Source organism: Frankia sp. BMG5.60 (genome assembly GCF_059428125.1).
In genome coordinates this window covers 7,647,779-7,670,481 of sequence record NZ_CM182091.1, presented here as the reverse complement: position 1 = coordinate 7,670,481, position 22,703 = coordinate 7,647,779, and the positions used below count along the sequence as shown (strand labels likewise).

General features: G+C 72.7%; 22 protein-coding genes. 8 read left to right on the top strand and 14 right to left on the bottom strand.

Annotated elements, in window-relative coordinates:
- Positions 1-423 precede the first annotated feature (423 nt).
- From AC5R91_RS31375 to AC5R91_RS31360, 4 genes are all read right to left on the bottom strand, one after another.
- Entirely contained in the window at positions 424-1,089 is a 666-nt protein-coding gene (locus AC5R91_RS31375) for an ATP-dependent Clp protease proteolytic subunit (protein WP_495394893.1), read from the bottom strand.
- A complete protein-coding gene (locus tag AC5R91_RS31370) occupies positions 1,086-1,796 on the bottom strand; it encodes an ATP-dependent Clp protease proteolytic subunit (protein WP_495394892.1) in 711 nt (236 codons plus the stop codon). Before AC5R91_RS31370 ends, AC5R91_RS31375 begins: the two co-directional genes overlap by 4 nt.
- A 208-nt stretch (positions 1,797-2,004) precedes the next feature.
- A complete protein-coding gene (locus AC5R91_RS31365; protein ID WP_495394891.1) occupies positions 2,005-2,562 on the bottom strand; it encodes a MerR family transcriptional regulator in 558 nt (185 codons plus the stop codon).
- A 374-nt stretch (positions 2,563-2,936) separates the two neighbouring features.
- Positions 2,937-3,371 carry a MerR family transcriptional regulator gene (locus AC5R91_RS31360; protein WP_041940731.1) on the bottom strand — a complete coding sequence of 145 codons (435 nt, stop codon included), beginning with the start codon at positions 3,369-3,371 and terminating at the stop codon, positions 2,937-2,939.
- Positions 3,372-3,753: 382 nt separating this feature from the next.
- On the opposite strand from AC5R91_RS31360, the gene mce reads away from it, so the two are divergent.
- Positions 3,754-4,179 (top strand): methylmalonyl-CoA epimerase, encoded by a 426-nt coding sequence (gene mce / locus AC5R91_RS31355; RefSeq protein ID WP_495394890.1) that lies wholly within the window; start codon positions 3,754-3,756, stop codon positions 4,177-4,179.
- 143 nt (positions 4,180-4,322) lie between these two features.
- Positions 4,323-4,982 (top strand): NAD(P)H-binding protein, encoded by a 660-nt coding sequence (locus tag AC5R91_RS31350; RefSeq protein ID WP_495394889.1) that lies wholly within the window; start codon positions 4,323-4,325, stop codon positions 4,980-4,982.
- Between the two features lie 155 nt (positions 4,983-5,137).
- On the opposite strand, the gene AC5R91_RS31345 is transcribed toward AC5R91_RS31350, so the two are convergent.
- The 3 genes from AC5R91_RS31345 to AC5R91_RS31335 form a co-directional block, all read right to left on the bottom strand.
- Positions 5,138-5,599, bottom strand: a complete 462-nt coding sequence (locus tag AC5R91_RS31345) for an LppP/LprE family lipoprotein (protein WP_495394888.1) — start codon at positions 5,597-5,599, stop codon at positions 5,138-5,140.
- 261 nt (positions 5,600-5,860) lie between these two features.
- Complete coding sequence (locus tag AC5R91_RS31340; protein WP_495398098.1) at positions 5,861-7,447, bottom strand: aldehyde dehydrogenase family protein; 1,587 nt, start codon at positions 7,445-7,447, stop codon at positions 5,861-5,863.
- Between the two features lie 149 nt (positions 7,448-7,596).
- Positions 7,597-8,790, bottom strand: coding sequence for a thiamine pyrophosphate-dependent dehydrogenase E1 component subunit alpha (locus tag AC5R91_RS31335; RefSeq protein WP_495394887.1), 1,194 nt, complete (start codon positions 8,788-8,790; stop codon positions 7,597-7,599).
- Between the two features lie 469 nt (positions 8,791-9,259).
- Here AC5R91_RS31335 and AC5R91_RS31330 point away from each other — a divergent pair, with 469 nt between their 5' ends.
- The 3 genes from AC5R91_RS31330 to AC5R91_RS31320 all read left to right on the top strand — a co-directional run bounded on the left by AC5R91_RS31330 (position 9,260) and on the right by AC5R91_RS31320 (position 13,180).
- Positions 9,260-9,730, top strand: a complete 471-nt coding sequence (locus AC5R91_RS31330; RefSeq protein WP_495394886.1) for a hypothetical protein — start codon at positions 9,260-9,262, stop codon at positions 9,728-9,730.
- Positions 9,731-10,126: 396 nt separating this feature from the next.
- Positions 10,127-11,341, top strand: coding sequence for an RtcB family protein (locus tag AC5R91_RS31325; RefSeq protein ID WP_495394885.1), 1,215 nt, complete (start codon positions 10,127-10,129; stop codon positions 11,339-11,341).
- Positions 11,342-11,797: 456 nt separating this feature from the next.
- The gene (locus AC5R91_RS31320; RefSeq protein WP_495394884.1) at positions 11,798-13,180 is read left to right on the top strand and encodes a multicopper oxidase family protein; all 1,383 of its coding nucleotides are present in this window, start codon (positions 11,798-11,800) and stop codon (positions 13,178-13,180) included.
- Between the two features lie 307 nt (positions 13,181-13,487).
- Here the strand turns inward: AC5R91_RS31320 and AC5R91_RS31315 are convergent, their stop codons facing one another.
- The 6 genes from AC5R91_RS31315 to AC5R91_RS31290 form a co-directional block, all read right to left on the bottom strand.
- A complete protein-coding gene (locus AC5R91_RS31315) occupies positions 13,488-13,751 on the bottom strand; it encodes a UBP-type zinc finger domain-containing protein (protein ID WP_495394883.1) in 264 nt (87 codons plus the stop codon).
- Positions 13,752-13,949: 198 nt separating this feature from the next.
- Positions 13,950-14,678 (bottom strand): 2OG-Fe(II) oxygenase, encoded by a 729-nt coding sequence (locus AC5R91_RS31310; RefSeq protein ID WP_495394882.1) that lies wholly within the window; start codon positions 14,676-14,678, stop codon positions 13,950-13,952.
- A complete protein-coding gene (locus AC5R91_RS31305; protein ID WP_495394881.1) occupies positions 14,675-15,241 on the bottom strand; it encodes a methylated-DNA--[protein]-cysteine S-methyltransferase in 567 nt (188 codons plus the stop codon). Before AC5R91_RS31305 ends, AC5R91_RS31310 begins: the two co-directional genes overlap by 4 nt.
- Positions 15,241-16,953, bottom strand: coding sequence for an AlkA N-terminal domain-containing protein (locus AC5R91_RS31300; RefSeq protein ID WP_495394880.1), 1,713 nt, complete (start codon positions 16,951-16,953; stop codon positions 15,241-15,243). The genes AC5R91_RS31305 and AC5R91_RS31300 overlap by 1 nt, the downstream gene beginning before the upstream one ends.
- A gap of 76 nt (positions 16,954-17,029) precedes the next feature.
- Positions 17,030-17,692, bottom strand: coding sequence for a GNAT family N-acetyltransferase (locus AC5R91_RS31295; protein WP_495394879.1), 663 nt, complete (start codon positions 17,690-17,692; stop codon positions 17,030-17,032).
- 10 nt (positions 17,693-17,702) lie between these two features.
- Positions 17,703-18,632 carry an NAD-dependent protein deacetylase gene (locus tag AC5R91_RS31290; protein ID WP_495394878.1) on the bottom strand — a complete coding sequence of 310 codons (930 nt, stop codon included), beginning with the start codon at positions 18,630-18,632 and terminating at the stop codon, positions 17,703-17,705.
- Between the two features lie 297 nt (positions 18,633-18,929).
- On the opposite strand from AC5R91_RS31290, the gene AC5R91_RS31285 reads away from it, so the two are divergent.
- Entirely contained in the window at positions 18,930-19,121 is a 192-nt protein-coding gene (locus AC5R91_RS31285; protein ID WP_495394877.1) for a HypC/HybG/HupF family hydrogenase formation chaperone, read from the top strand.
- A 215-nt stretch (positions 19,122-19,336) separates the two neighbouring features.
- On the top strand, positions 19,337-20,350 hold the full coding sequence (locus AC5R91_RS31280) for a hypothetical protein (RefSeq protein ID WP_495394876.1): 1,014 nt from the start codon (positions 19,337-19,339) through the stop codon (positions 20,348-20,350).
- 54 nt (positions 20,351-20,404) lie between these two features.
- Here AC5R91_RS31280 and AC5R91_RS31275 read toward each other — a convergent pair whose 3' ends face one another.
- On the bottom strand, positions 20,405-21,595 hold the full coding sequence (locus AC5R91_RS31275) for a YihY/virulence factor BrkB family protein (protein ID WP_495394875.1): 1,191 nt from the start codon (positions 21,593-21,595) through the stop codon (positions 20,405-20,407).
- Between the two features lie 312 nt (positions 21,596-21,907).
- Here AC5R91_RS31275 and AC5R91_RS31270 point away from each other — a divergent pair, with 312 nt between their 5' ends.
- On the top strand, positions 21,908-22,684 hold the full coding sequence (locus tag AC5R91_RS31270) for a hypothetical protein (protein WP_495394874.1): 777 nt from the start codon (positions 21,908-21,910) through the stop codon (positions 22,682-22,684).
- The last annotated feature ends 19 nt before the right edge of the window (positions 22,685-22,703 follow it).

The following is a 22,703-nucleotide window of genomic DNA, read 5'->3' as shown; positions in this document are numbered from 1 at the left end:
CCCGGTCTGCTCCTCGAGATCGCCGCCGCCGCGCTCCGTCCCGATTTCCGGTCAGAACACGGCCAGATCGTGCCGAGGCTCCGGTACGTTTTTTCGGCCGAAAAGTGGCTTGAACCCTCGGCTCGACTCCGTGTGCAGACAGCCACACAAAGACACGGGGGTCGGAGTGGCCAGATGCCGGTGATCGGCGGTGCGCCGGGCGCCGGCCCTGCGCGGGCACCGAGGTGGCACTACCTGTCGCATGATCCGATCTCACGCCACGGAGACCTACGATCATGCCCTCACCTGCGCACCACGACGGTCAAGATGGAAGGACCACGACAGGCCCCCACGGCCACAACCACCTACGCGGCCTGGCGTCGCGGCGCCAGGAGCACCCGCTGGTCCGGCCGGGTCCTTCGCCGGCCGGACCAGCGGGTGGGGTCAGGCGGCGCCGGTCACCGGCCGGGCCGTCGTCGACTTGCGGCTGGTGATGACGTCGTCGATGAGGCCGTAGGCGCGGGCCTCGGCGGCACTGAAGATCTTGTCGCGTTCCGTGTCGCGGCGGATCTCCGTCTCGCTGCGGCCGGTGTGCCGGGCGAGCAGGGTCTCCTGCAGGGCGCGGACGCGGAGGATCTCGCGGGCCTGGATCTCCAGGTCGCTGGACTGGCCCTCCCCCTGCGCCGAGGGCTGGTGGATCAGGATCCGGCTGTTGGCCAGCGCGAACCGCTTACCCGGCGTCCCCGCCGCCAGCAGCACGGCCGCCGCCGACGCCGCCTGCCCCATGCAGATCGTCGAGATGTCCGGCCGCACGAACTGCATCGTGTCGTAGATCGCCGTCAACGACGTGAACGACCCACCCGGCGAGTTGATGTAGATCGAGATGTCCCGGTCCGGATCCTCCGACTCCAGGAACAGCAACTGCGCCATCACGTCGTTCGCCGACACATCGTCGATCTGCACGCCGAGGAAGACGATCCGCTCCTTGAGCAGCTTCGAGTACGGGTCCATCGAGTACTCGCCGCGCGACGTCCGCTCCACGATGTTGGGCAGGACGTGGCGGGCGGACGGCGCGCCACCGCCCGCGTGGAGCGGCCGGGCGGCGCTCATCGGGCGCTTCCCGCCGGGCCGAAGCCGGTGCGGCCGGCCGCGCGGCGCGGGCCGATCCCGGCGCCGCCGACGCCGCTGGGCACCTGGTCGACCCGTTCGACGACGTGGTCGACCAGCCCGTAGTCGCGGGCCTCCTCGGCGGTGAACCACCGGTCGCGGTCGGAGTCGGCCTCGATCTGCTCGACGGTCTGCCCGCTGTGGAAGGCGATGCGCTGCTGCAGCGTCCGCTTCGTGTACAGCATCTGCTCGGCCTGGATGGAGATGTCCGCGGCCGTGCCGCCGATGCCGCCGTGCGGCTGGTGCATCATGATCCGCGCGTGCGGGAGGGCGTACCGCTTGCCCGCGGCACCGGCGCAGAGCAGGAACTGGCCCATGGACCCGGCGAAGCCGAGCGCGACGGTGGCCACGTCGTTGCCGACGTACTGCATCGTGTCGTAGATAGCCATGCCGGCGCTCACCGAACCGCCCGGCGAGTTGATGTAGAGATGGATGTCGGAGGTCGGGTCCTCCGCGGCGAGCAGCAGCAGCTTCGCGCTGATCGCGTTGGCGACGGTGTCCTCCACCACGGCGCCGAGGAAGACGATGCGGTTTTCCAGCAGCCGGCCGAACACCTGGTCGTCGGCGGTGGCGGCGCCGGCGGCCTGGGCTACCGGGCCTCGCGGCCGGCCGATGCCGGGCCCCGCGTGCGCCGTCGATGTTTCGATCATGAGACGTGTCCTCCCGCCGGCCGGGTCGGGACTCGTCGCGCACGACGAGGGGCCGGCCCTTCCAGGGTCACCTGGAAAGCCGCCGCCGGGCCTGCGGTCTGCCTGCGGCAGATCTGCTCATGGCAGACGGGCCGCGGCGCCGGCCCCCACCACGGCCGGCGCGCCCCTCACCCAGCGCCCGGCGCCCAGCGCCTCAGCGGTCGTCGCCTCAGCGGTCGTCGCCGCCGAGCGGGTCCTCGAGGAAGTCCAGGAACGAGTCGTCGAGGTCCCCCCGACCGCCGGCGAGTCCCGGGGCCGCACCGCCGCGGTCGGACCCGCCCTCGTCGCCGTCGGTCCGCAGCGACCGGGCCGTGTCGTCGCGCAGACCGATCATGAAGTCCTCGGCGAGGCGAACCTGCTCCTGCAGCGAGGCGAGCTTCTCCTCGGCCAGGGTGACCCAGGTCTGCAGCCGGTCGTGCAGCTCGGCGCGAAGCTGAGGAGACAACCCCGGCTGCGCCATCCGCTCACGCAGGGTAAGCAGCGAGCGCATCTCCTCCACCGTGAAACCCAGCGGCTTCATCTTCTTGATCAGAAAGAACCGGTCGAGGGCATCCTCGTCATAGAGCGGAAAACCGCCCTCCGAGCGGCCCACGGCGACAAGAAGGCCGGCCTCCTCGTAGAACCTGGCGGTACGCAGGGACAAGGTCACCAGGGTGGCGACGTCGCCGATCTCGTAGCGCCCGTCGCGGGCGTCGGCGGAAGACCTGGCGCTGCTGGTTGTGGACAATTCAACCCTTATCAGGTGAGCTTGGCGGCTGGTGTTCAGATATCTAGCGTCTACGCGTGGGCAATCCGCGGCTACACACAAGCGGTAAAGATCTGGTAATCCCTGGCCGAGATCGCGTTCCCCGCGGATGCGGCTCCCCGAGGCCCCCACGCACGGCCCTCCCCACCGGGACCGGGGCGGCACCGCGGCGAGCGTCGGCGGACTCTCCGAACCCTCGGAACCGGGGCCGGGCGGCAGACGCCGGAGCCTGCTCCGTCACCTCGCGTAGCCGGCAGGCCCGGCGGGCCGATGTGCCCCACCGGCCTACCGTAGCCGGTGACCTGGCACGACACGCCCAGGCGCAGCCGCCGGCCGGAGGGACGCCTAGCGCCGGGTCAGGCTGATCGGTCGGCGTCGCCGTGCAGGCCGATGACGAAGTCCTCGGCGACGCCGGCCTGCTGGCGCAGGGTGGCGAGCTTCTCCTCGGCCAGCACGACCCAGGTGCGCAGCAGCTCGCGCAGCTCGGCCCGACGGGCATCGGAGATCTTCGGGTCGGACAGCTCGTCGCGAACGGACAGCAGCGAGCGCATCTCCTCGAGGGTGAACCCGAGGGATTTCATCTTCTTGATGACCAACAGCCGGTCGACGGCCTCGTCGCCGTAAAGGCGGAATCCGCCGGGGGTGCGGCCGGCGGTCGTGAGCAGCCCGGCCTCCTCGTAGTACCGGACCGTGCGCAACGAGAGCCCGACCCGCTCGGCCACCTCACCTATCTGATACGTGGTTCCGCGGGCCGCACGGAGCGCGGATGGATCGCGACGCGTCGTGGACAAGGTGACCCTCACGTTAGTGGCTCGACGCCGGGAGCAAGGCTGATAACAGACGACTCTACGACCTTCCGGACAGCGGGCCGATACGGGTCGCTTCGGCCCACCGTGCGCCCCCGAACGATCCGTCCGACCCGGTGCGGAAGGTGCCGTCCCGGCCGGCGCCGGCGGTCCGGGCGGGCGTCCGCGGGCCCGGCGCGACCGCCGTCACCTGCGCCACCTACCCGGATCGGTCGACGCGGGGATCGCGAACGGGCAATCTCTTCCTCGAGGCCCAGGTCTGCGGCGGGGCGGAACTCGCCGGCGGGGCCGAGCCCGGACGCCGCTCGTCTCGGGCACCATCATCGGCAGGATCCGGCCGCCGGGCCGGCGGAGCAGGGAGAGCGTTGTGCTGACCAGGATCGACCATGTCGGGATCGCGGTGGTTTCACTGGCCGAGGCGATTCCGCGCTACGAGGAGGCGTTCGGCCTCAAGGTCGTGCACCAGGAGGACAACGACCGCCAGGGCGTGCGCGAGGCGATGCTGCTGGTGCACAGCGGCGAGGCCGGCAACTCCTACGTCCAGCTCCTCGAGCCGCTGCGCGAGGACAGCCCGGTGGGCAAGTTCCTGGCCAAGCGGGGCCCCGGCATCCACCACATCGCCTACGGCGTCGCCGACATCGACAGCGCCCTGGCCGCGCTGACCACCACCGGCTTCGACCTGGTCAACTCCACGCCGGTGCACGGCACCGCCGGCAGCCGGATCGCCTTCGTCCATCCCAAGGGGCTCGGCGGGGTGCTCACCGAACTGGTCGAGGCCGCAGAGGGACACTGAGCCGACGCACTCCGCGGGAGTCGACCCATCCCGCGGAGTGTCGACCCATCCCGCGGAGTGCGGACGCATCCCGCGAGGTATCGTCCCGGGCCGGGCGGCGAGAGTCGGCGGAGGCGGGCGCGGGGCGGTCGGGAGGAGCATCGGTGCGGATCGTGATCGCGGGGGCGCACGGCCAGATCGCCCGGCTGCTGAGCCGTCGGCTGCGCGGGCAGGACGCGACGGTGATCGGACTGATCCGCAACCCCGACCAGCGCGACGACGTGCGCGCGGCGGGCGCCGAGCCCGTCGTCGCCGACCTGGAGTCGATCGACGCCGCGGCGCTGGCGCAGCACGTGCGCGGCGCGGACGCCGTCGTCTTCGCGGCCGGCGCGGGACCGGGTAGCGGCGCGGCCCGCAAGGACAGCGTCGACCGGGCTGCGGCGGTACTGCTCGCCGACGCGGCGCAGCGCGCCGGGGTCCGTCGCTACCTGCTGGTCTCCTCGGTCGGGGTCGACGGACCGCCCCCACCGGGCACGGACGCGGTGTTCGCGGCCTACCTGCGGGCCAAGGCCGCGGCCGAGGAGGCGATCCGCGGCCGCGATCTGGACTGGACCATCGTCCGCCCGGGCCGGCTGACCGACGACGACCCGACCGGCCGGGTGCGGCTCGCCGCCGGGGTGGACCGCGGGGCGATCTCCCGCGCGGACGTGGCCACGGTGCTCGCCGCCCTGCTCACCACTGCCGGCACGGCCGGGATCACCGCCGGGCTGGTCAGCGGCGAGACGCCGGTGGCGCGGGCAGTCGCCGAGCTCACCTCCGCCTGATCCGGGCGCCACGCCTGAAGCACAGGCGCCGGCACCACCTTGCGTCCGGCCTCGCCGCCACCTGCCTTGCCCTTCCAGAGGGCTCCGTGTCCGATTCGTCCCCCTGGAAGGGCAAGGCACCCACGGGCTGGCGCGCCGCGGGTGGCGGAGCACGGTCAGCGGCGGCCCGCCGAGGCGGCGAAGTCGGCGCTCGGGATCGGGTCGAGCGGCGTCACCGAGGAGCCGTTCCACTGGTAGCGCACGGTGGCCCCGCCGGCGGTCGGGCAGCACATCGGATCGCCCGGCTTGTACAGGTCGTACTGCAGGGCCACCACCCGGTCGGTGGACCAGATCCAGCGGATCGTCGCGCTCGACTGCTGCGAGTCGTTGCCGATGTACGCCCCGCGGTGGAAGAAGAACGCCCGCTGCGGGTGCCCGTCCGCGGAGGTCGAGCGCAGCCCGACGATCACGCTGAGGTCGCTGTTTTGGTCGAAGCCACCCAGAGATATCGGCGTGTAACCGGCAGCGCGCACGACCGACGACGCCTTCGCGACGCTGAGCGCGGGCGCTCCCGCCGCACTTGGCGTGGCCGAGGCGCTGCCGGCGAGTCCGCCTACCAGTATGAGTGCACCGATCATCACTGAAACGGCAAGTCCGCGACGTAGAGTCATGAGACCCCCCAGGTTCCGTGTTGACCCGACCACGCTAGATGCCCTCTTCGACGGCCGCCGCCCCAGCAGGGCCTATGGGCGGTATGTCGCCCGGTTCGACCGCAATCGCCTGGCAGGCGGCCTGTCCGGCTTCGCGGGACGGGCTGTCTCGGGGCACGGGGCACGGGCCTCGGGGCGCGGGCCTCGGGGCGCGGGCCTCGGGTCAATGCCTCGGGTCAAGGCCTCGGGTCAGCGGTCGCGGCGGGCGGACGGGCCGCCGCCGTGGCGGCGGCGGGCGACCCAGTTGACCGCTGCCAGCAGCCCGGGCGGGCGCTGGAAGGTGGTCAGCGTCGTGCCGGGCAGCGGCAGACGCAGCGTGGCCACCGAGCGGGGGCGGGCGAACTCGCGCAGCCCCTCGGCGCCGTGCACCCGGCCGAAGCCGCTCTCGCCGCTGCCGCCGAAGGGCAGGGCGGGAATCCCGGCGAAGGAGAGCACGGCGTTGACGGACACCATGCCGGCGTCGAGTCGGCGGGCGATCTCGTCGCCGCGGCGACGGGAGAACACCGTCGCCCCCAGCGCGTACGGGGTGCCGTTGGCCAGGGCGACGGCCTCGTCGACGTCGGCGACGGTGCGGACGGTGACGACGGGACCGAAGGTCTCCTCCTGCACGGCGGGGCTGTCCTCGGGGACGTCGACGAGGACGATCGGGGAGATGAACGTCTCGCCCACCGCGTCGACGCCGCCGATCAGGGCCGTCGCGCCGCGGGCCAGCGCGTCGGAAACGTGGCGGCGCACGACGGCAGCCTGGCCGGGCATCGTCATCGGGCCGTAGGAGGCGTCGGGACCGCCACCCGGGCGCACCGCGGCCAGAGCCCGGCGGACCTCGGCGAGGAACTGCTCGGCGACGGCCGCGGTGACGTAGATCCGTTCGACGCCGGCGCAGGTCTGCCCGGCGTTCGCCAACGCCCCCCAGACGGCCGCCCGGGCGGCGGCGACCACGTCGGCGTCGTCCGCGACGATGCACGGATCCTTGCCGCCGCATTCGATGACGACCGGGGTCAGCGACTGCGCGCAGGTCGCCATGACCGTGCGGCCGCTGGCCGCGGAACCAGTGAAAGCAATCTTGTCGACACCCGCGGCGCAGAGCGCGGCGCCGGTGTCGGCGAACCCGGTGACCACGCCCAGCACTCCGGCGGGGGCGGCCGGGTTCGCCGCGGCGAAGGACTGCGCCAGCCGGCTGCCCAGCGCCGGGGTGTACTCGCTGGGCTTGAACACCACCGGGTTGCCGGCGGCGAGGGCGTAGGCGATCGAGCCGACCGGGGTCAGCAGCGGGTAGTTCCAGGGGCCGATCACCCCGACGACCCCGAGCGGGCGGTACTCCACCCGGGCGGTGTAGTTGGCCAGGAACGGGCCGGGCAGGACCCGACGCGTCCGCAGCACCCGCCCGGCGTGGCGGGCCGCCCAGCGGATGTGCTCCAGGGTGAGCAGCAGCTCGATGCGGGCGTCGGCGGCGGTCTTGCCGTTCTCCGCGTGCAGCAGCTCGACGAGCTCCCGGTCGTGGAGGGCGAGATGAGCGGCCCAGCGCAGCAGGTGATCGCGGCGCCCGGCGGCGCCGAGCCCGGCCCACCAGGGGGCGGCGACGCGGGCCGCCGCAACCGCGGCCGAGACCTGCCGCGGGGAGAACACCGGGAAGTGGCCGACGATCGCGCCGGTGACCGGGTTCGTGGAGGCGAACGTCGAGTCGGGAGCGACGGCCGGATCAGCCGCGGCGCCTGGGGACGCACCGACGCCGACGAGAAGGGTCGGGGCGCCGCTCGCGGCCGGCTGATCGGGCACCTCCGCCGCCTCCGGCCGGCGGCCAGCCACCTCACCCGGCGAGGTCGCCGCAGACTGTCGCACCGCACGCCCCTCGGTGGTCGTCCCGGACCCTCCCTGATGGGAAGCCCGTCCGCAGCAAGGATAGGTCGCGCGCGAGCCGAGGTCGACTACAGGAAGGAGTCCCGGTAGGCGGTGAACCATTCCCGTTGGGCCCGCTGGTCGGCCGTCTCGTCCGCGTAGACGTTGCCGAACATGGTCACCGGGGCCGGCGGGTCCATGGCGAGGCATGCACGGCGCAGGTCGGCGGCGGCGTCGTCGGCGTGCTCGCGGACCCCGTCGAACCAGTCGGCGGCCACGTCGGCGGCCAGCAGCAGCCGCAGTCGCTCGATGGGGTCCCGCGCCCGCCAGACGGCGAGCTCCTCGGCCGGCTGGTACCGGGTCGCGTCGTCCGACGTGGTGTGCGGCGCCATCCGGTAGGTGTTGGCCTCGATGAGCACCGGGCCATCGCCGCCGCGGGCGTGCTCGAGCGCCCAGGTGGTGACGGCGTGCATGGCGAGCACGTCGTTGCCGTCGACGCGCACGCCCGGGAAGCCGAACCCGTCGGCGCGCCGGGCCAGCTGCATCGTCGACTGCCGCCGGGTCGGCGTGGAGATCGCCCACTGGTTGTTCTGGCAGAGGAACACCACCGGGGCGCCGAAGCTCGCCGCCCACACGAACGCCTCGTTGGCGTCGCCCTGGCTCATCGCGCCGTCGCCGAGGTAGACCAGCACGGCGCCGTCGCGGTCCGGATCGCCGCTGCCGACCGTGCCGTCGAGCACCATGCCCATGCCGTAGCCGACGGCATGCAGGGTCTGCGACGCGAGGACGATCGTGTAGTTGGCCATGTTGTGCTCCGCCGCGTCCCAGCCGTCGTGGCTCACCCCGCGCAGCAGGCGGATGACCTCGGCGGCCGGCACTCCCCGGTGCCAGGCGACGGCGTGCTCGCGGTAGCTGGGGAAGATGAAGTCGCGCGGCCGGACCGCCGCCGCGGAACCGACCTGCGCCGCCTCCTGCCCGCGCAGCGGAATCCAGAGCACCAGCTCACCCTGGCGTTGCAGGGCTGTGGCCTCCTCGTCCAGGCGGCGTGCCAGCACCATCGACGAGTAGAACTCCCGGCACAGGTCGTGGTCGGCGAGGACGGCGAAGCGCGGGTCGGTGACCCGGGTGCCGTCCGGCGCGAGCAGCCGCACGCCGGAATCGGCCGGCTCCTGCGGTGGCGACGGCACTGCCGGGGGTACGGCGACGGCCGGAGCCGGTTCCGGTGGCCGTGCCGGCCGTGCCGGCCGCTCCGCGATCAGCCCCGGCCCGCGTACGACATTCATACCGAGTACCTCTCCCCCACCGGAAGATCGCAGGACGTCCTACGATCGGAAACCATCGAAAAAAGACCGGTATACCGGTAAGACAGTACGCGGTCCGGGTTCGACGAGAACGTCGGATCCCCTTCCTTCATTCACGTCGTACTCCTACCCAGCCGGCCGCCCGGGATTCCGAGGACGTCCAACGATCGGAAACCATCGAGAGGAAACGGTCACAGTTGTGAACTCGCCCGAAACTCGAGTGGGCCTTATGGCGGCCGCAGGTAAGGAGAACATTTCGGCCGCCGCCTTGAGCTCCGCCCGCCGGCGATCCGCCAAGTGCCGTCAAGGGCCGTCCGACCGACCGGAAAGGGGCCCGCCGGTCGGCCCGATCGGCCCGCCGGACCGGACCGGTGGACACCCGACGCGGGGTGGTCGCCGGCCTCCGCCGGCGCACAATGGCCCCATGGCTGGCAGGGCGGGACGTGTCCGGGTGGTGTTGGAACGGTCCGGCGGGCTGCTGGGACGGCCGATCCGGCGGGGGCTCGACAGCGCCGATCTGCCCGAGCCGGAGGCCGCCCGGCTGCGCGAGCTGGTGCGCGGAGCGCTCTCACCGGTCGGCGCGCCCGCGCGGCGGGCCGGCGGCGCGGGAGGGGCAGGAGGGGCAGGAGACGCAGGCGGCGCGGGAGGGGCCGCGCCGCGGGGCGTGCCGGTCGACGGCGGGCAGGGCGGGGGCGCGGACCGCTTTGTCTACACCCTGGAAATCGACTACACCCCTGAGACCGACCAGACCCCCGAGACCGACCACACCCCCAAGACCGACCACACCCCGCGGGTCGACCAGCAGGGCGGACGCACCGTGCGGACCTTTTCCGAGCCGGTCCCCGAGGCCCTGCGGCCGCTGCTGGCCCTGCTGCGGGCCGCCCCCCTCCTGCCGGCCGGCGGCCGCGACACGCCGCGCTGACCCGCCGATGTGTCGACCCGCCGACCCCACCGGCCGGACTGCCGAGCTGGGGGCGGAAAATCATTCGCCGGGCGGCCGTGAACCGGGCATCCTGATCAGGCGGAGCGGAACGGCTTCGATTCGAACTTCCGGACCGGGCCGGCACCTTCACTGAAGGCGGTGGCAGCGACAGGGCGGGAACTGACATGAATACACAAAGCCGGGGTTGCCGTGGCCGGTGGAATCCACCCGCCGGTGTGTTCCAGCGCCTCCGGCGGCAGGCGGGACGGGGAACTTCCGGCGCGGGGCCCTGATTCCGGACCGCCCACCGGCATTCTGAGCGACCGTGGTGAATGCGTTCGCTCGACCAGAGGTGAACTGCACGGAGCCACCCCCGTCGAGAGGAGGAACCACCAGATGAGTCCCGTCGCGACGCTCGGCGCAGCGGCGCATCCGATCTGGCTGTGGACCCGACCCGAGGAGGTCGAGAGCGCCGCGCTGGACCAGTTGCGCAATGTCGCGTCCCTGCCCTACATCCATCACCACGTCGCGGTGATGCCCGACGTGCACCTCGGCTACGGCGCGACGGTCGGCTCCGTCATCGCCCTGCGCGACGCCGTCTCCCCCGCCGCCGTCGGGGTCGACATCGGCTGCGGGATGGCCGCGGCGCGGACCAACCTCACCGCGGCCGACCTGCCCGACGACCTCGGTCCGCTGCGGGCCGCGCTGGAGGCGGCCGTCCCGGTCGGGATGACCAGCCACCGGGAGCCGACCGCGCGGGCCCGGCGCCAGGACGACCTGTGGAGCACGTTCGGCGCGCTGCACCCGCGCGTGGCCGGGCGGCTGGCGAGGGCCATGAACCAGCTCGGCACCCTCGGCTCGGGCAACCATTTCCTCGAGGTGTGCCTGGACACCGACGACGCGGTCTGGATCATGCTGCACTCCGGTTCGCGCAACGTCGGCAAGGAGCTCGCCGAGGGCCACATCCGCGTCGCCAAGCAGCTCGAGCACAACGCCGGCCTGGCCGACCGCGACCTCGCCGTGTTCCTGGCCGGCACCCCCGAGATGGCCGCCTACCGCCACGACCTGGACTGGGCGCAGACGTACGCCCGGCGCAACCGGGACCTGATGCTCGCCGCCGCCGTCGAGGCGCTACGCGGCCCGCTGCCCGGGCTGCGCGTGCCCACCCCGCCGGCCGACGGCCCGCATGCCGGCGACCGCGACTTCGCCCTCGTGAACTGCCACCACAACTACGTGGCCGAGGAGCACCACTTCGGCGCCGACGTACTCGTCACCCGCAAGGGCGCCATCTCGGCCCGGGAAGGGGAATACGGCATCATCCCGGGTTCGATGGGAACCCGGTCCTACCTGGTCCGCGGGCGGGGAAACCCCGACTCGTTCCATTCCGCCAGCCACGGCGCCGGCCGCACGATGAGCCGCAACCGGGCCCGCCGGACGTTCACCGTCGACGACCTCGCCGCCCAGACCCGCGGGGTGGAATGCCGCAAGGACGCCGGCGTCCTCGACGAGATCCCCGCGGCGTACAAGGACATCGACACCGTCCTGGCCCGCCAGAGCGACCTCGTCGAGATCGTCGCTCAGCTTCACGCCGTGCTCTGCGTGAAGGGCTGACTCCACACCATGCGCGCGGCGGCCGGTCGCATCGGACGACGGCCCCCGCGACCTCAGCGGACGCTCCCCTGGGGCTCCCGACCAGCTCGCCCCCGTCCGGCCGGCTCGTCGGCGCCGCCGTCACCACCCGTCACGGCCCGCGGCGGTTTCAACCGCCGTTTCAACCGCCGGCTCCGCGCCTGGGGGTGTCCGACGAACGATGGACGTGCCTCGGCGGTCTCGCCCGACCGATGTGGGAGGAACAGCTCGCATCGGCGCCCATGTCGGTCTTTCGCCCCCTCCGCACGCACGGGTGATTCGACTGCCCCGTCCATCCCGGATTATTGGTGGCTGACGCAGGGTAAAAATAATCCGGCCGATCCCGACGACTTCTGACCGGGGCGGTGGCGTCCGCGCACGTTGCTGGGGGGCGTGATGCTTTTTCGATACCGAGCCGCACGACTCACGGTTGCGGCATTGATCGGTGCCATTGTGATGGTCGGCGCCAACCAGCCGGGCATGTCCGCGCCGACGGCGGCGCCCACACCGCCGCAGGGACAGCCGCTTCGGGACCCGCCGCAATACGTGAGTCAGGACGGCGTCCTGCGGGTCCGTATCGTCGTGGAGCGCCGCCAGGTCGAGTTGGCCGGCCACCGGCTGTGGGCGCTTACCTACAACGGCCTGTACATGCCGCCGACGCTGCGATTCCGGCCGGGTGACCGGCTGGATCTGACGATGGTGAACCGCGTCCGTCCTTACACGAACCTGCATATCCACGGGCTGCACGTGTCGCCAGCCGGAAACTCCGACAACGTCTTCATCCACATCCATCCGGGCGAGACATATCATTACGTATACCAGTTCCCTCGGACCCTGACACCGGGGACCTACTGGTACCATTCCCATGGGCATCCGCATGCCGCGTCGCAGGTCGCCGGAGGGATGTCGGGAATCATCATCGTCGACGGCCTGCAGCGGTACCTGCCGCCGGATCTCCGTCACATCACCGAGCACGTCGTCGCCCTGAAGGACTTCCAGGTCCAGGGCGACGCGATCCGGACCGAGGACCTGCACATCGGAGCGGCGACGAACCGCACGGTCAACGGCCAGCGGAACCCGACCATCCAGATCAGGCCGGGCGAGACCCAGCTGTGGCGGCTGGCCAACATCAGCGCCAACATCTACTACCGACTGCGGCTGCCGGGGCAGCGGTTCCACGTGATCACGCAGGATGCGAGCCCCGTCACCCGGGTCTGGTCCGCGGACTCTCTCGTCATTCCGGCCGGCGCCCGCTATGACGTGCTCGTGCAGGGCGGCCCGGCCGGCCGCACCGCACTGGAAACCCTCGCCTACAACACCGGACCGGCAGGCAACAGTTTTCCCCGGCAGGCCCTCGCCACCGTCGTCTCCAGCGGTCCGGCGATGCGACCGGCGGTGTTGCCCACCACCTTCGACCCGAGACCGCGGACGGACCTGAGCCGCGATCCCATCGCCGCGCGCCACACCATCGTCTTCTCGGAGAACAGCGCCGGAACCCAGTTCTACATCAACGGTCGGACCTTCGACGAAAACCGGGTCGACATTCGGTCCAGGCTCGACACGGTCGAAGAATGGACCGTCCGCAACGAATCCGACGAGCAGCACTCCTTCCACGTGCACACCAACCGCTTCCAGGTGATGAGCATCGACGGCGTACCGCATCACGCACTGAGCCTGCAGGACACCGTGAACCTCCCCGCGCGGGGAGAGGTGGTCGTGCGAATCCATTTCACCGACTTCACCGGAAAGACGGTCCTGCACTGCCACATCCTCAACCACGAGGACATGGGCATGATGGCCGTCCTCCAGATCGTGAGATAGGCCGCCGCATGATGATCGTCATGGCGAAGGACCGCAGGAATGCGCCCGACGACGCGGTTCGATCAGGCGGCATCGTGGAAGATCAGACCGAGGGTGTGGCTCGACGGCGCAGGGCGGCCTGCGGCTCTGGGACGAGGCCATCCATCTGGGGGCGGCGTTTCACCTGGCCGGCTTCCGGCAGGTCATCGCCACCCTGGGTCCGGTGGAGGACCAGACCCTCCGAATGGGCCACCTGCATCCACATCGGTCCTTGAGCTACGGTGCGGCGGCGGTGTTGGGGGGCGGGGCGGGCCGCCTTGGGGACTCGTCAGACGAACGCCTCGTCGACGTAACACCAGCGCCAGTCCTCGCCCGGTTCGAACGAGCGGACGATGGGGTGGCCGTGGTGGGCGGCGTGGGCGCTGGCGTGCCGCGCCGGCGAGGAGTCGCAGCAGCCGACGTTGCCGCAGGTCAGGCAGAGCCGCAGGTGTACCCAGCGGCCGCCGGTGCGCAGACATTCGCCGCAGCCCTGGGGCGTCGCCGGCTCGACGTCGCGGATCGCCGACAGGTGAGGGTCCTGGATGGTGGTCATCGGCCGCTCCGATCGTCGTCTGGCCGGCACGCACGAGGGGTGCACGCCGATGTCGACTATGCCCGGCTGGGAGCCCTGACACATCCTGGCCCGGGTGGTCGGCGTGCCCCGGGTGGTCGGCGTGCCCCGGGTGGTCGGCGTGCCCCGGGTGGTCGGCCGCGGCCCCGCGCTCGTCGCGGACTGCACCCGGGGGTCCGATCAGGCGGCATCATGGAAGATCAGGCCGAGGGCGTGACGCCGGCCCGATCGGACGGTGCTGACTCCGTGCCGCATGGGCGAGGCGGACCAGCCGCGCGCGGAGGGGACCGGCCGATCCCGGGTGGTGAAGATCAGGGCATGCCCTCGCCGGAGGGTGAGAGCGGTGCCCCGGGACTGGGCCCGCATGCGCTGCTCGACGAGCAGGAACTCGCCACCGGTGTAGTCCGCGCCGGGGGTGTCGAGGCCGATGACGACCTGCAGGGGGAAGACCAGCTCGCCGTACAGGTCGCGGTGCAGCGCGTTCCAGTCGCCCGCCCGGTAGCGCAGCAGCAGCGGCGTGGGCAGGCACTGCCCGCCGCGGTGGCAGTCGGCCAGCCAGGCGTCGAGGGTGTCCGGCCACGGGGCGGACCGGCCCAGCCGGGCGGCCCACCGCCGGGCGACGGGCAGCAGGAACGGGTAGAACGCCGCGCGCAGGGCCCGGACCGGCGGGGGAAGTGGCTGATCGAAGTAGCGGTATTCCCCCGACCCGAACCGGTGGCGTCCCATGTCCACGGTGGACCGAAAGCGGGCGGGCTCCTCGTACAGACGCACGAGGTCGCGGCACTGCGTCCCGGTGAGCACCGCGCCGGCGAGGGCACAGCCGGTGGCATCCAGCTCCGCGCCGATCGCCGCCCAGTCCATGGCCCGTACGCGCTCCTCGGCTCCGGCGACCGGCTGCGGTGCCGTCATCCGAACCCCACGGCTGGGCCGGCCGGCGCGCTCGCCGCGGTGGCCTCGCCGGCGAGGTCCAGCGTCGGTGCGAGCGCGCCCTCGTGGCGCAGCAGGAACTCCTTGCGGTCCAGCCCGGCGGCGAAGCCGCGCAGCGTGCCGTCCGCGCCGATCACCCGGTGGCAGGGTCGTACCAGCAGCAGCGGATTCGCACCAACCGCCGCGCCGACCGCGCGCACCTCGCCGCGCCCGACTCCGACGCGGGCGGCGAGCTGGCCGTAGCTGATCGTCGTGCCGTAGGGGATCGCCTCCAACGCCCGCCAGACCCGCTCCTGGAACACGGTGCCGCCGGTCCGCAGGGTGAGGGTGAACGTGTGCCGTTCGCCGACGAAGTACTCCTCGATCTCGCCGGCGGCAGCGGCGAGGAGTTCGGGGGCGCGGCGCCAGTGCGGCGCGGGTACCGCTGCGCCGCGCTGCCCCGGCATGGACAGCGAGGCCAGGGCCAGCCCGCCGGGCGCCTGGTCCGTTGCGGCCCCCACCAGCAGCAGCTCGCCCACCGGGCTCGCCAGCGTCGTGTAGAACATCACCGCTCCCCTTCCGATCCGGTCCCGTCCGTCGGGACTGCCCCGCCCACCGGGACTGCCCCGCCCACCGGGACTGCTTCGCCCACCGGGACTGCGTCGACGTGCGTGGTCGACCCGGCCCGGGAACCGGGCCCGCGGCCAGCTTCCGCCGCGTGCCGGCTCGGACGGGCACGGCCCGCGCGCAGACCCGCGCGGGTCATCCTGGGTGGGTCGCCGCGGGTGGCTGCGGCAGCCCACACGTGGTGCGCCGCATAGCTGCGCCAAGGCGCCCAGGCGGCGGCGCGACCCAGGTCGACGTCGCCGCGGCGGTCCGCGGCGCGCAGGGCCGCATCGCCCGGCGGGAGCACATCCGGGTCGCCCAGGGCTCGCATCCGGAGGTAACCCGCCGTCCAGGGCCCGATGCCGCGTAGCGCCAGCAGCGCCCGTCGCGCCTCGTCGCGGTCCACGCCGGCGTCGAGGACCACGGAGCCGTCCGCAAGCGCGCCGGCAAGCGTCCGCACGGCGTCCCGTCGCGCCGCCGGCATCCCCAGCTCCGCCAGACCGGCCGAGGCGAGGGTGTCGACCCGGGGGAACAGCAGGGTCAGGCCGCCGCTCGGCGTGGGCAGCGGATCGCCGTAGGCAGCCAGCAACACCGCGCCCAGGCGCCGCCCGGCGGCCACCGACACCTGCTGCCCCAGCACGGCCCGCACGGCGAGCTCATGCGGGTCGGCGGCACCGGGGGCGCGTAGTCCGGGTAGGCGGCCCACCTGCGCGGCCAGGGCGGGATCACCGGCGAGCCGGTCGGCGACGGCGAGCGGATCGGCGTCGAGGTCGAACAGCCGACGGAGCCGGCTGACGGCGCTGCCGAGGTCCCGCAGATCGCTCAGGATCAGCCGGCAGTCCAGCCAGCCGGCGTCGTCGCCGGTCGGGCGCTCGGCCACCTCTGCGACGCCGTGGCCACGGGCCAGGCGCAGGGTGCGCCGGTAGGTTCGCCGTCCTCGCTCGCCCACGACCTCCTCCGCCCCGGGCAGGGCCCGCTCGGCGAGGTAGTCGAACAGGTGACCCGCCTCGTAGGGCCGGCGGTAGCCCAACCGGAGGGTGAGGCCACCCTCTTCGGGTCGGCCGCCCGGACCCACCCGATCGCCGCGGCTCGGGCCGGGCGGGACGGTCCGTGGCGGCCGTGGACCGCGCAGCTCGAGGGGTGTCGCCGCATAGACCGTTCGGATGGTGTCGTTGAACTGGCGAACGCTCGCGAAGCCGGCGGCGAAGGCCACCTCGGTGGCGGGCAAGGCGGTGGTCTGCAGCAGCAGCCGCGCGATGTGCGCGCGCCGCGCTCGGGCCAGGGCTAGCGGCCCGGCGCCCACCTCGGCGGTCAGGTGCCGGTGGAGCTGGCGCGCGCTGTAGCCCAGCCGGGCGGCGAGGCCGGCCACGCCTTCCCGATCGACGACACCGTCGCCGATCAGGCGCATCGCCCGGCCGACCACGTCAGCGCGGATGTCCCACTCGGCGGAGCCGGGCACCGCGTCCGGCCGGCACCGGCGGCAGGCCCGGAAGCCGGCACCGTGCGCCGCCGCGGCCGTCGGGAAGAACCGGACGTTCGTCCGCTTCGGCGTCACCGCCGGGCAACTCGGACGGCAGTAGATGCCCGTGCTGGTCACGGCGAAGTAGAAGGCGCCGTCGAATCGGGCATCCCGGCTGGCCACCGCCTCGTAGCGGCCCTCGTCGGTCCTCATGCCCCCACTCTCGGCGCGATCGCCTCCGGATGCTGGCGGGAATCGGACGTCGTGCCCGCTCGCCGGATCGGCGACGTCAGGCGAGCGGCTTGCGCAGGACGATGAAGTAGAGGTCGGGCCGCAGCGGCCGACCGAACCGCTCGTCGGCGTACGGAAACGGTCGGGTGGCGGTGGTCGGGAGGTATCCCTTGCCGCGGTACCAGCCGATGAGTTCGCTTCGCTGAGCGATGACCTGCATCTCCATCCACGACGCCGACCACGCGGTGACGGCGTGCCGCTCGGCGAGCCGCAGCAGCGCCCCGCCCACTCCGGCCCCCTGCCGGGTGGGGCTGACGGCGAACATGCCGAAGTAGGCCCCCGTCACCGCGCTGATCCCCGCTGCGATGGTCCCCTTGTCCTCGCCCGGCCGGGCTACCAGCTCATCCGTCCGGACCACACCAGCTCCGCCGTGCGCCGGGGGCTCGATCCGACGCTCCACGTGGCAGCAGCCCACGAGGAGACCCGAGGGCTCCTCCGCGAGCAGAACTGTCCCGTCCGGAGCGGTCAGGGCGGCACGCACCTCCTCGACATCCGTGCGCTGGCCCCCGATCAGGTCCGCCTCGGTGGTCCACCCCGCCCGGCTGGGCTCCCCTCGGTACGCGGATTCGACGAGAGCGACGATCGCCGCCGCCTCGGCGGCGCTGTCGGTGGCATGACGGAACGCCACGTTCGCGGGCTGGGAGCGGGAGACCGATCGCATCTCCCCATCCTCACAGCTCAGCGGGCGAATCCCCCGACAGGGCCAGGGACGGCACGGTCCGTGACGGCGCGAGCGTTTGTTCGCCGCTGGTGACGGCGGCAGCCAGCCGGGGCAGCAGCGTCCCGAGGGGAGCGTCGACACGGACCGTCGCCCGGCTGTCTCCACGGGTGGACCCCTGGTTGACAATCGCGACCGGAATGTCAAGCTCGGCCGCCCGCAGGACGAACCGGTATCCGGACATCACCGTCAGTGACGATCCCAGGATCAGCACCGCACGCGCGCTCTCGACCAGATCGAACGCCTGCGCCACGCGGGGTCGCGGCACGGTGGCGCCGAAGAACACCACGTCCGGTTCCAGCCGCTCACCGCCGCAGCCACGGCAGTCGACCATGACGAAGCGGGCGACCGTCTCCGCCGAGAGGGTGACGTCACCGTCCGGGTTGGTGGGGGCTCCGGAGATGCGGAAGCCCGGGTTCGCCGCGCTCAGCCGCTCGTCGAGGTCGAGGCGCGGGCTCACCTGCCCGCAGTCGCCGCACACCACGCGGGAGAGGCTTCCATGCAGATCGATGACATGCCGGGAGCCGGCGCGCTGGTGCAACTCGTCGACGTTCTGGGTGATGATGCCGTTGACCAGGCCCGCCTGCTCCAGGCGGGCCACCGCACGGTGGCCCGCGTTGGGCTCGGCCCGGGCGACCTGCCGCCAGCCGGCGTGGCTGCGCGCCCAGTAGCGGTGACGAGCCCCCGGTTCCTTGGTGAACTGCTGGTAGGTCATCGGGGTGTGGCGGCGCAGCGCCCCGTTCGGGCCCCGATAGTCCGGGATACCGGAATCGGTCGAGATCCCCGCCCCGCTCACCACGGCGACGCCGCCTGCCGCGACGAGGGCGCACAGCCGGTCGAACGCCTCGCCGTCGTTGGTCGTCTTTACTCCCACCGCTCCCATGCTGCCCGATCGCACGGCCGCGGACCCGTCCGAGCCGACTGGTGACCTCCGAGCGCGGGTCGTACCGTTGCGCCGGGTAGACCTGTATCGAGGTGATGACCGATGAACGAGCAGGTCAGAAGCGCCAGCAGACCACCACGCCGGCGGCGGGACACTCCCGGCCCCACCGTGGCGTCCCCCGAACGGCGTACGCCGCGCGTCACCGGTGCGGGAGACGAAGCCGCACGTACGGGAGCTGAACGGCTGTCAGCGTGGGAGGCCGCGCAAGCAGCCGCCCGTCCGGGCCCTGAGGCGCCCGTGTGTGGCGCGGCGGGGCAGCTCGCCGGACCGGAGGAGACGATCGAGGCCGAGATCGTCCGGTGCCTGCCGGGCGCGGTAGCACTTGTCCGGACACCGGCCGGCACCGAGGAGATCGGTCTCGCCCTCGTCCGAGCCCAGACAGGCGACGCGGTGCTGGTCCACGCCGGGGAGGCGATCAGCGTCCTCTGACCAGTCGTGCCGTCGGACCGTGGGGTCCGTTCGGCGTGGGGTCCGCTCGGACGGTGAGGTCCGCTCGGACGGTGAGGGTCCATTTTGGCGGTGGCCGGACAGGGTCCGGGCGGTGACAGCACGCGGGGTGGGCGGTGCGGAGACCAGTCCGCCTGCTCGGCCGATCGTGTGGCGCAGCGGCACGCCGGTGCAGCCGAGCGTGAAGGGGGCTTGCGATGAGGACGGTTCAGGCGCGGCTAGACCGGGCGGCGGCGATCGCCGACGCGACGATCTACCGGCACGATCCGGGCCGTCGCGTGCGGCCCGGTGGGGGCGCGTCGGGCGGGCTCGTCGGGGTGCTGACCCCGGCTGCCTACGCCGCACGCCATCCGGCTGACCGGGCCTACGTCCACGCGGAGTGCCTGTTGGAGGCGGGCCCCGACGCCATGCTGACCGCGCAGGTCCGTTGGCTGCAGATCACGACGCGAGAGCAGCAGGTCCTCCGATCGGGCGGTAGCAGCGTCGGGCGGGAGGTGGCCGTCGACGCCGACCCCGACGACCAGGCGGAGTTTCTGCCCCACGAGGTCGATGAGGACGTGACGATCGCGGACCTGCTCGCGGCGCGCCCCGGCCCGATCACTCATCCCTCGACTCCGTCGACCGGAACATGGCCTCGCGGCTGGCTACCTCATCTCAGTGCCCCTCGCCCGGCCCCCTGGGAGCCGGCGGGCGGGCGGGGTGTGGCCCGATCGGGGGCGCACACGGTACGGCTCAGTGCGCCGTCCGGCCGCCAGGTCCGGACAGTGGATCACGGTGGGACGAGGCCGACCAGGATCACCTGGGACGCCTGGTTCGCCCAGGCGGAACTGCGACTGAGCGCTGGGCTGTATCCCGGTCCGCGCCCGCTGCTGCGGCTGCGCGCGGAGCTGGTCAACACCTCCGGCTGGCCGCCCCGCGCAGACGAGGCCGGCGGATGGACTCCGGTGGGGTGGGCCGCCCGGACCCCGCGCGGGCAGGCATTGCGCCATGCGCTGATCGGGGCACACGTGATCCTTGGCACGGACCAGGGTCGGTTCGTCTCCCTGAGCGCGCCCCCCGACTGGGCTGCCGATGTCGCACAGGACTGCGTCAACGACGGCCTGTGGCCTGCGGTGGTCGGCGGGCCGGGCGGTGACCCGACCGCCGTGCTGCTCGCGCCGGTCCGGATCCCCGACGATCCGGGACCGCGGCCGGCGCCCTCCCCGGCGTGACGGGGCCGTCCGGGCGGCGTCGTGGCGGCGACCGGATTCCCTGGCCGAGATCCGCTATGGTCGGCGGCCGCGATCCACGTCGGCCGACGGACCGGGAACCCTCTCGGCCGACGGACCGGGAACAGCCTCGGCCGGCGGACCGGGGACGGCCTCGACGGATGGACCGGGGACCGCGGCGGCGGTCGGGTCACGACCCACGCCCGGGGCCGCCGACGACGGGTCGCTCGCCGGGCGCTGCTGGTCCGGCAGATCGGTGAAGGTGACGTCCACCTGCTGGAAGCTCTTGAACTGCTCCGCCTTGGCGTATGAGGTGTAGGCCCGCCGGTCGGAATCGGTCAGCTCGACGTCGTCGGTGAACGGGGTCAACAGCGCCCGCGGGTAGAGCCGGCCCGCCCGCACCGCGTTGATCTCCATGGCGAGAACCACGACGACGGCGAGGAAGTACAGCCAGGTCATCAGCCCGAGAACGAGCCCGAACAGCCCGTAGACCTGGGTGGAGCCCTTGAGCTGGTGGGCGATGTAGTAGCTGCCCAGCGTCTGCACGAGCTGCCAGCCGAGCGCCGCGAACACCGCCCCGGGCAGGATCTCGCGCACCCGGACGGACCGGGCGGTGAGGACCTTGAAGGCGACGAGGACCAGGCCGGCGTTGCCCGCCGTGGAGATCGCGACCGCGAGCACCTGGAACCCGGCGGCCAACCGGCCGAACGCCGAGGCCCCGGTTGTGACGCTGGAGAGCACCGTCGTCATGAGCACACCGAGGCCGAGCAGGCCGATGAGGCTGAGGCTGCGCAGCCGGGCGAAGAACGGGTTCGGTCGGGCCCGGCGCGGCACCGCCCAGACGGTGTCGAGGGCGTTGCCGATCGCCCGGGCGACGCCGAGGCTGCCGGAGATGGCGCCGAGGACGCCGACGGCGACGGCGATCCCGCTGCCCTTGAGCGCCTGCACGTCGTCGCGGAGCTGATCACCGATGATCGGGAACTGGCTCAGTGTAGAGGTCACGACCTGTTCCTGCAGGTCGGGATGGCCGTGCAGGACGAAGCCCAGCCCGGTCGTGAGCAGCAGCAACAACGGGAACAGCGACAGGAAGGCGTAGAAGGTGATCAGGGCCGCGAGGTAGCCGCCCTGATCGTCGGCGAACTTGTAGATGACGGCGATGACGAAGCCGACCCCCCGGTTGCGTTGCTGGGCCCGGTCGATGCGGCCACCGAGCGCCATCCCGCGCCTCCCAAGGCCGTCCGTCGTCATGAGGCTGTCCCCCGTCCGGGTGGGCCGAATACCCGCTGACCTGCCGATAAAGCGTCTCGACCGGCTACCAACGGACCTCCCACCACAACGCGCCCAAATCGCCGCCTCGGCTGGCCCGATCGGGTGATGTGCCGACTGCGCGACCGGCCCCCACCCGTATCCCCCGATCCGGGCGGCGCCGCGGCGGGCTCCTTCTGCCGGCTCATCATCGCGTTGACGGATAGGCGCTCATGGCCTTGGCTGATGCCGCCACCCTACGCACCCGATCGATCACGAGGCAGCCACGGTTCACCGCCCGAAAGGAGTCCGCGGATGCGACGAGGTCTCAGGGGGATCGTCCCGGGAATCGGCGTGGGCCTGCTTCCCCTCGCCGTCCTCCCGGTCCTGGCCGTGTCCGCCCCCGATGGGGCAGCCACGGTCGGCGCGGACAGGATCGGCGCGGACGCCGGCCATCCGCTCGCGCCGCCCGCCGACGCGGCCTCGACGCCGCCCGGACGAGGTGACACGCCCGGCGGCGAGCCGACCTACCTGATCGCCGAGCTCGGTCCGGTGAACCGATCCGGTGCGAGCGGCACGGTCACCGCGACCCTGCGGGGCAACCTGCTGAGCCTCCGGATCGTGACCCACGGTCTGGCGCCGGGACTGCCGCACCCCCATCACATCCACATCGGCGGCAGCCATTCCTGCCCAAGCCCGGACGCGACGGGCACCGGCGCGAGGGGCCAGGTCCGTTCGGGCGACGCGAAGAAGTCGATCGGCCCCATCGCGGTGTCGCTCACCACGACCGGGGACACCGGCCCAGACAGCTCCTACGCGCTGGACCGCTTCCCCGTCGGCGACGCCGGCTACGAGCGCACCATCACCGTCTCCCCGAAGGTCGCCGCGGAACTGCGCGGCGGCGAGGGCGTGATCGAGCAGCACGGCGTCGACGCGAACCACAGCGGCCGCTACGACGGGGCGGCCCGCAGCGACGTGAAACCCGAGCTGCCCGAGGAGGTCTCCAACTCGGCCGCCTGCGGCCGGCTCGTCACGAGCCCGACCGCCATCCCGGTGGGCGGGGTGGCGGCCGGTGGCGGCGGGACCGCCTGATCCGATCGGGCCGGGGGCC

What these genes read in the sequence shown, in the direction of transcription:
- AC5R91_RS31310 (WP_495394882.1), bottom strand. Translation starts at nt 14,678, where the DNA reads ATGACGGCACCGCAGCCGGTCGCCGGAGCCGAGGAGCGCGTACGGGCC.
- AC5R91_RS31335 (WP_495394887.1), bottom strand. Translation starts at nt 8,790, where the DNA reads ATGAATGTCGTACGCGGGCCGGGGCTGATCGCGGAGCGGCCGGCACGG.
- AC5R91_RS31305 (WP_495394881.1), bottom strand. Translation starts at nt 15,241, where the DNA reads ATGTTCTACACGACGCTGGCGAGCCCGGTGGGCGAGCTGCTGCTGGTG.
- AC5R91_RS31280 (WP_495394876.1), top strand. Translation starts at nt 19,337, where the DNA reads ATGAGGACGGTTCAGGCGCGGCTAGACCGGGCGGCGGCGATCGCCGAC.
- AC5R91_RS31290 (WP_495394878.1), bottom strand. Translation starts at nt 18,632, where the DNA reads ATGGGAGCGGTGGGAGTAAAGACGACCAACGACGGCGAGGCGTTCGAC.
- AC5R91_RS31375 (WP_495394893.1), bottom strand. Translation starts at nt 1,089, where the DNA reads ATGAGCGCCGCCCGGCCGCTCCACGCGGGCGGTGGCGCGCCGTCCGCC.
- AC5R91_RS31315 (WP_495394883.1), bottom strand. Translation starts at nt 13,751, where the DNA reads ATGACCACCATCCAGGACCCTCACCTGTCGGCGATCCGCGACGTCGAG.
- AC5R91_RS31345 (WP_495394888.1), bottom strand. Translation starts at nt 5,599, where the DNA reads ATGATCGGTGCACTCATACTGGTAGGCGGACTCGCCGGCAGCGCCTCG.
- AC5R91_RS31270 (WP_495394874.1), top strand. Translation starts at nt 21,908, where the DNA reads ATGCGACGAGGTCTCAGGGGGATCGTCCCGGGAATCGGCGTGGGCCTG.
- AC5R91_RS31300 (WP_495394880.1), bottom strand. Translation starts at nt 16,953, where the DNA reads ATGAGGACCGACGAGGGCCGCTACGAGGCGGTGGCCAGCCGGGATGCC.
- AC5R91_RS31325 (WP_495394885.1), top strand. Translation starts at nt 10,127, where the DNA reads ATGAGTCCCGTCGCGACGCTCGGCGCAGCGGCGCATCCGATCTGGCTG.
- AC5R91_RS31370 (WP_495394892.1), bottom strand. Translation starts at nt 1,796, where the DNA reads ATGATCGAAACATCGACGGCGCACGCGGGGCCCGGCATCGGCCGGCCG.
- AC5R91_RS31275 (WP_495394875.1), bottom strand. Translation starts at nt 21,595, where the DNA reads ATGACGACGGACGGCCTTGGGAGGCGCGGGATGGCGCTCGGTGGCCGC.
- AC5R91_RS31295 (WP_495394879.1), bottom strand. Translation starts at nt 17,692, where the DNA reads ATGCGATCGGTCTCCCGCTCCCAGCCCGCGAACGTGGCGTTCCGTCAT.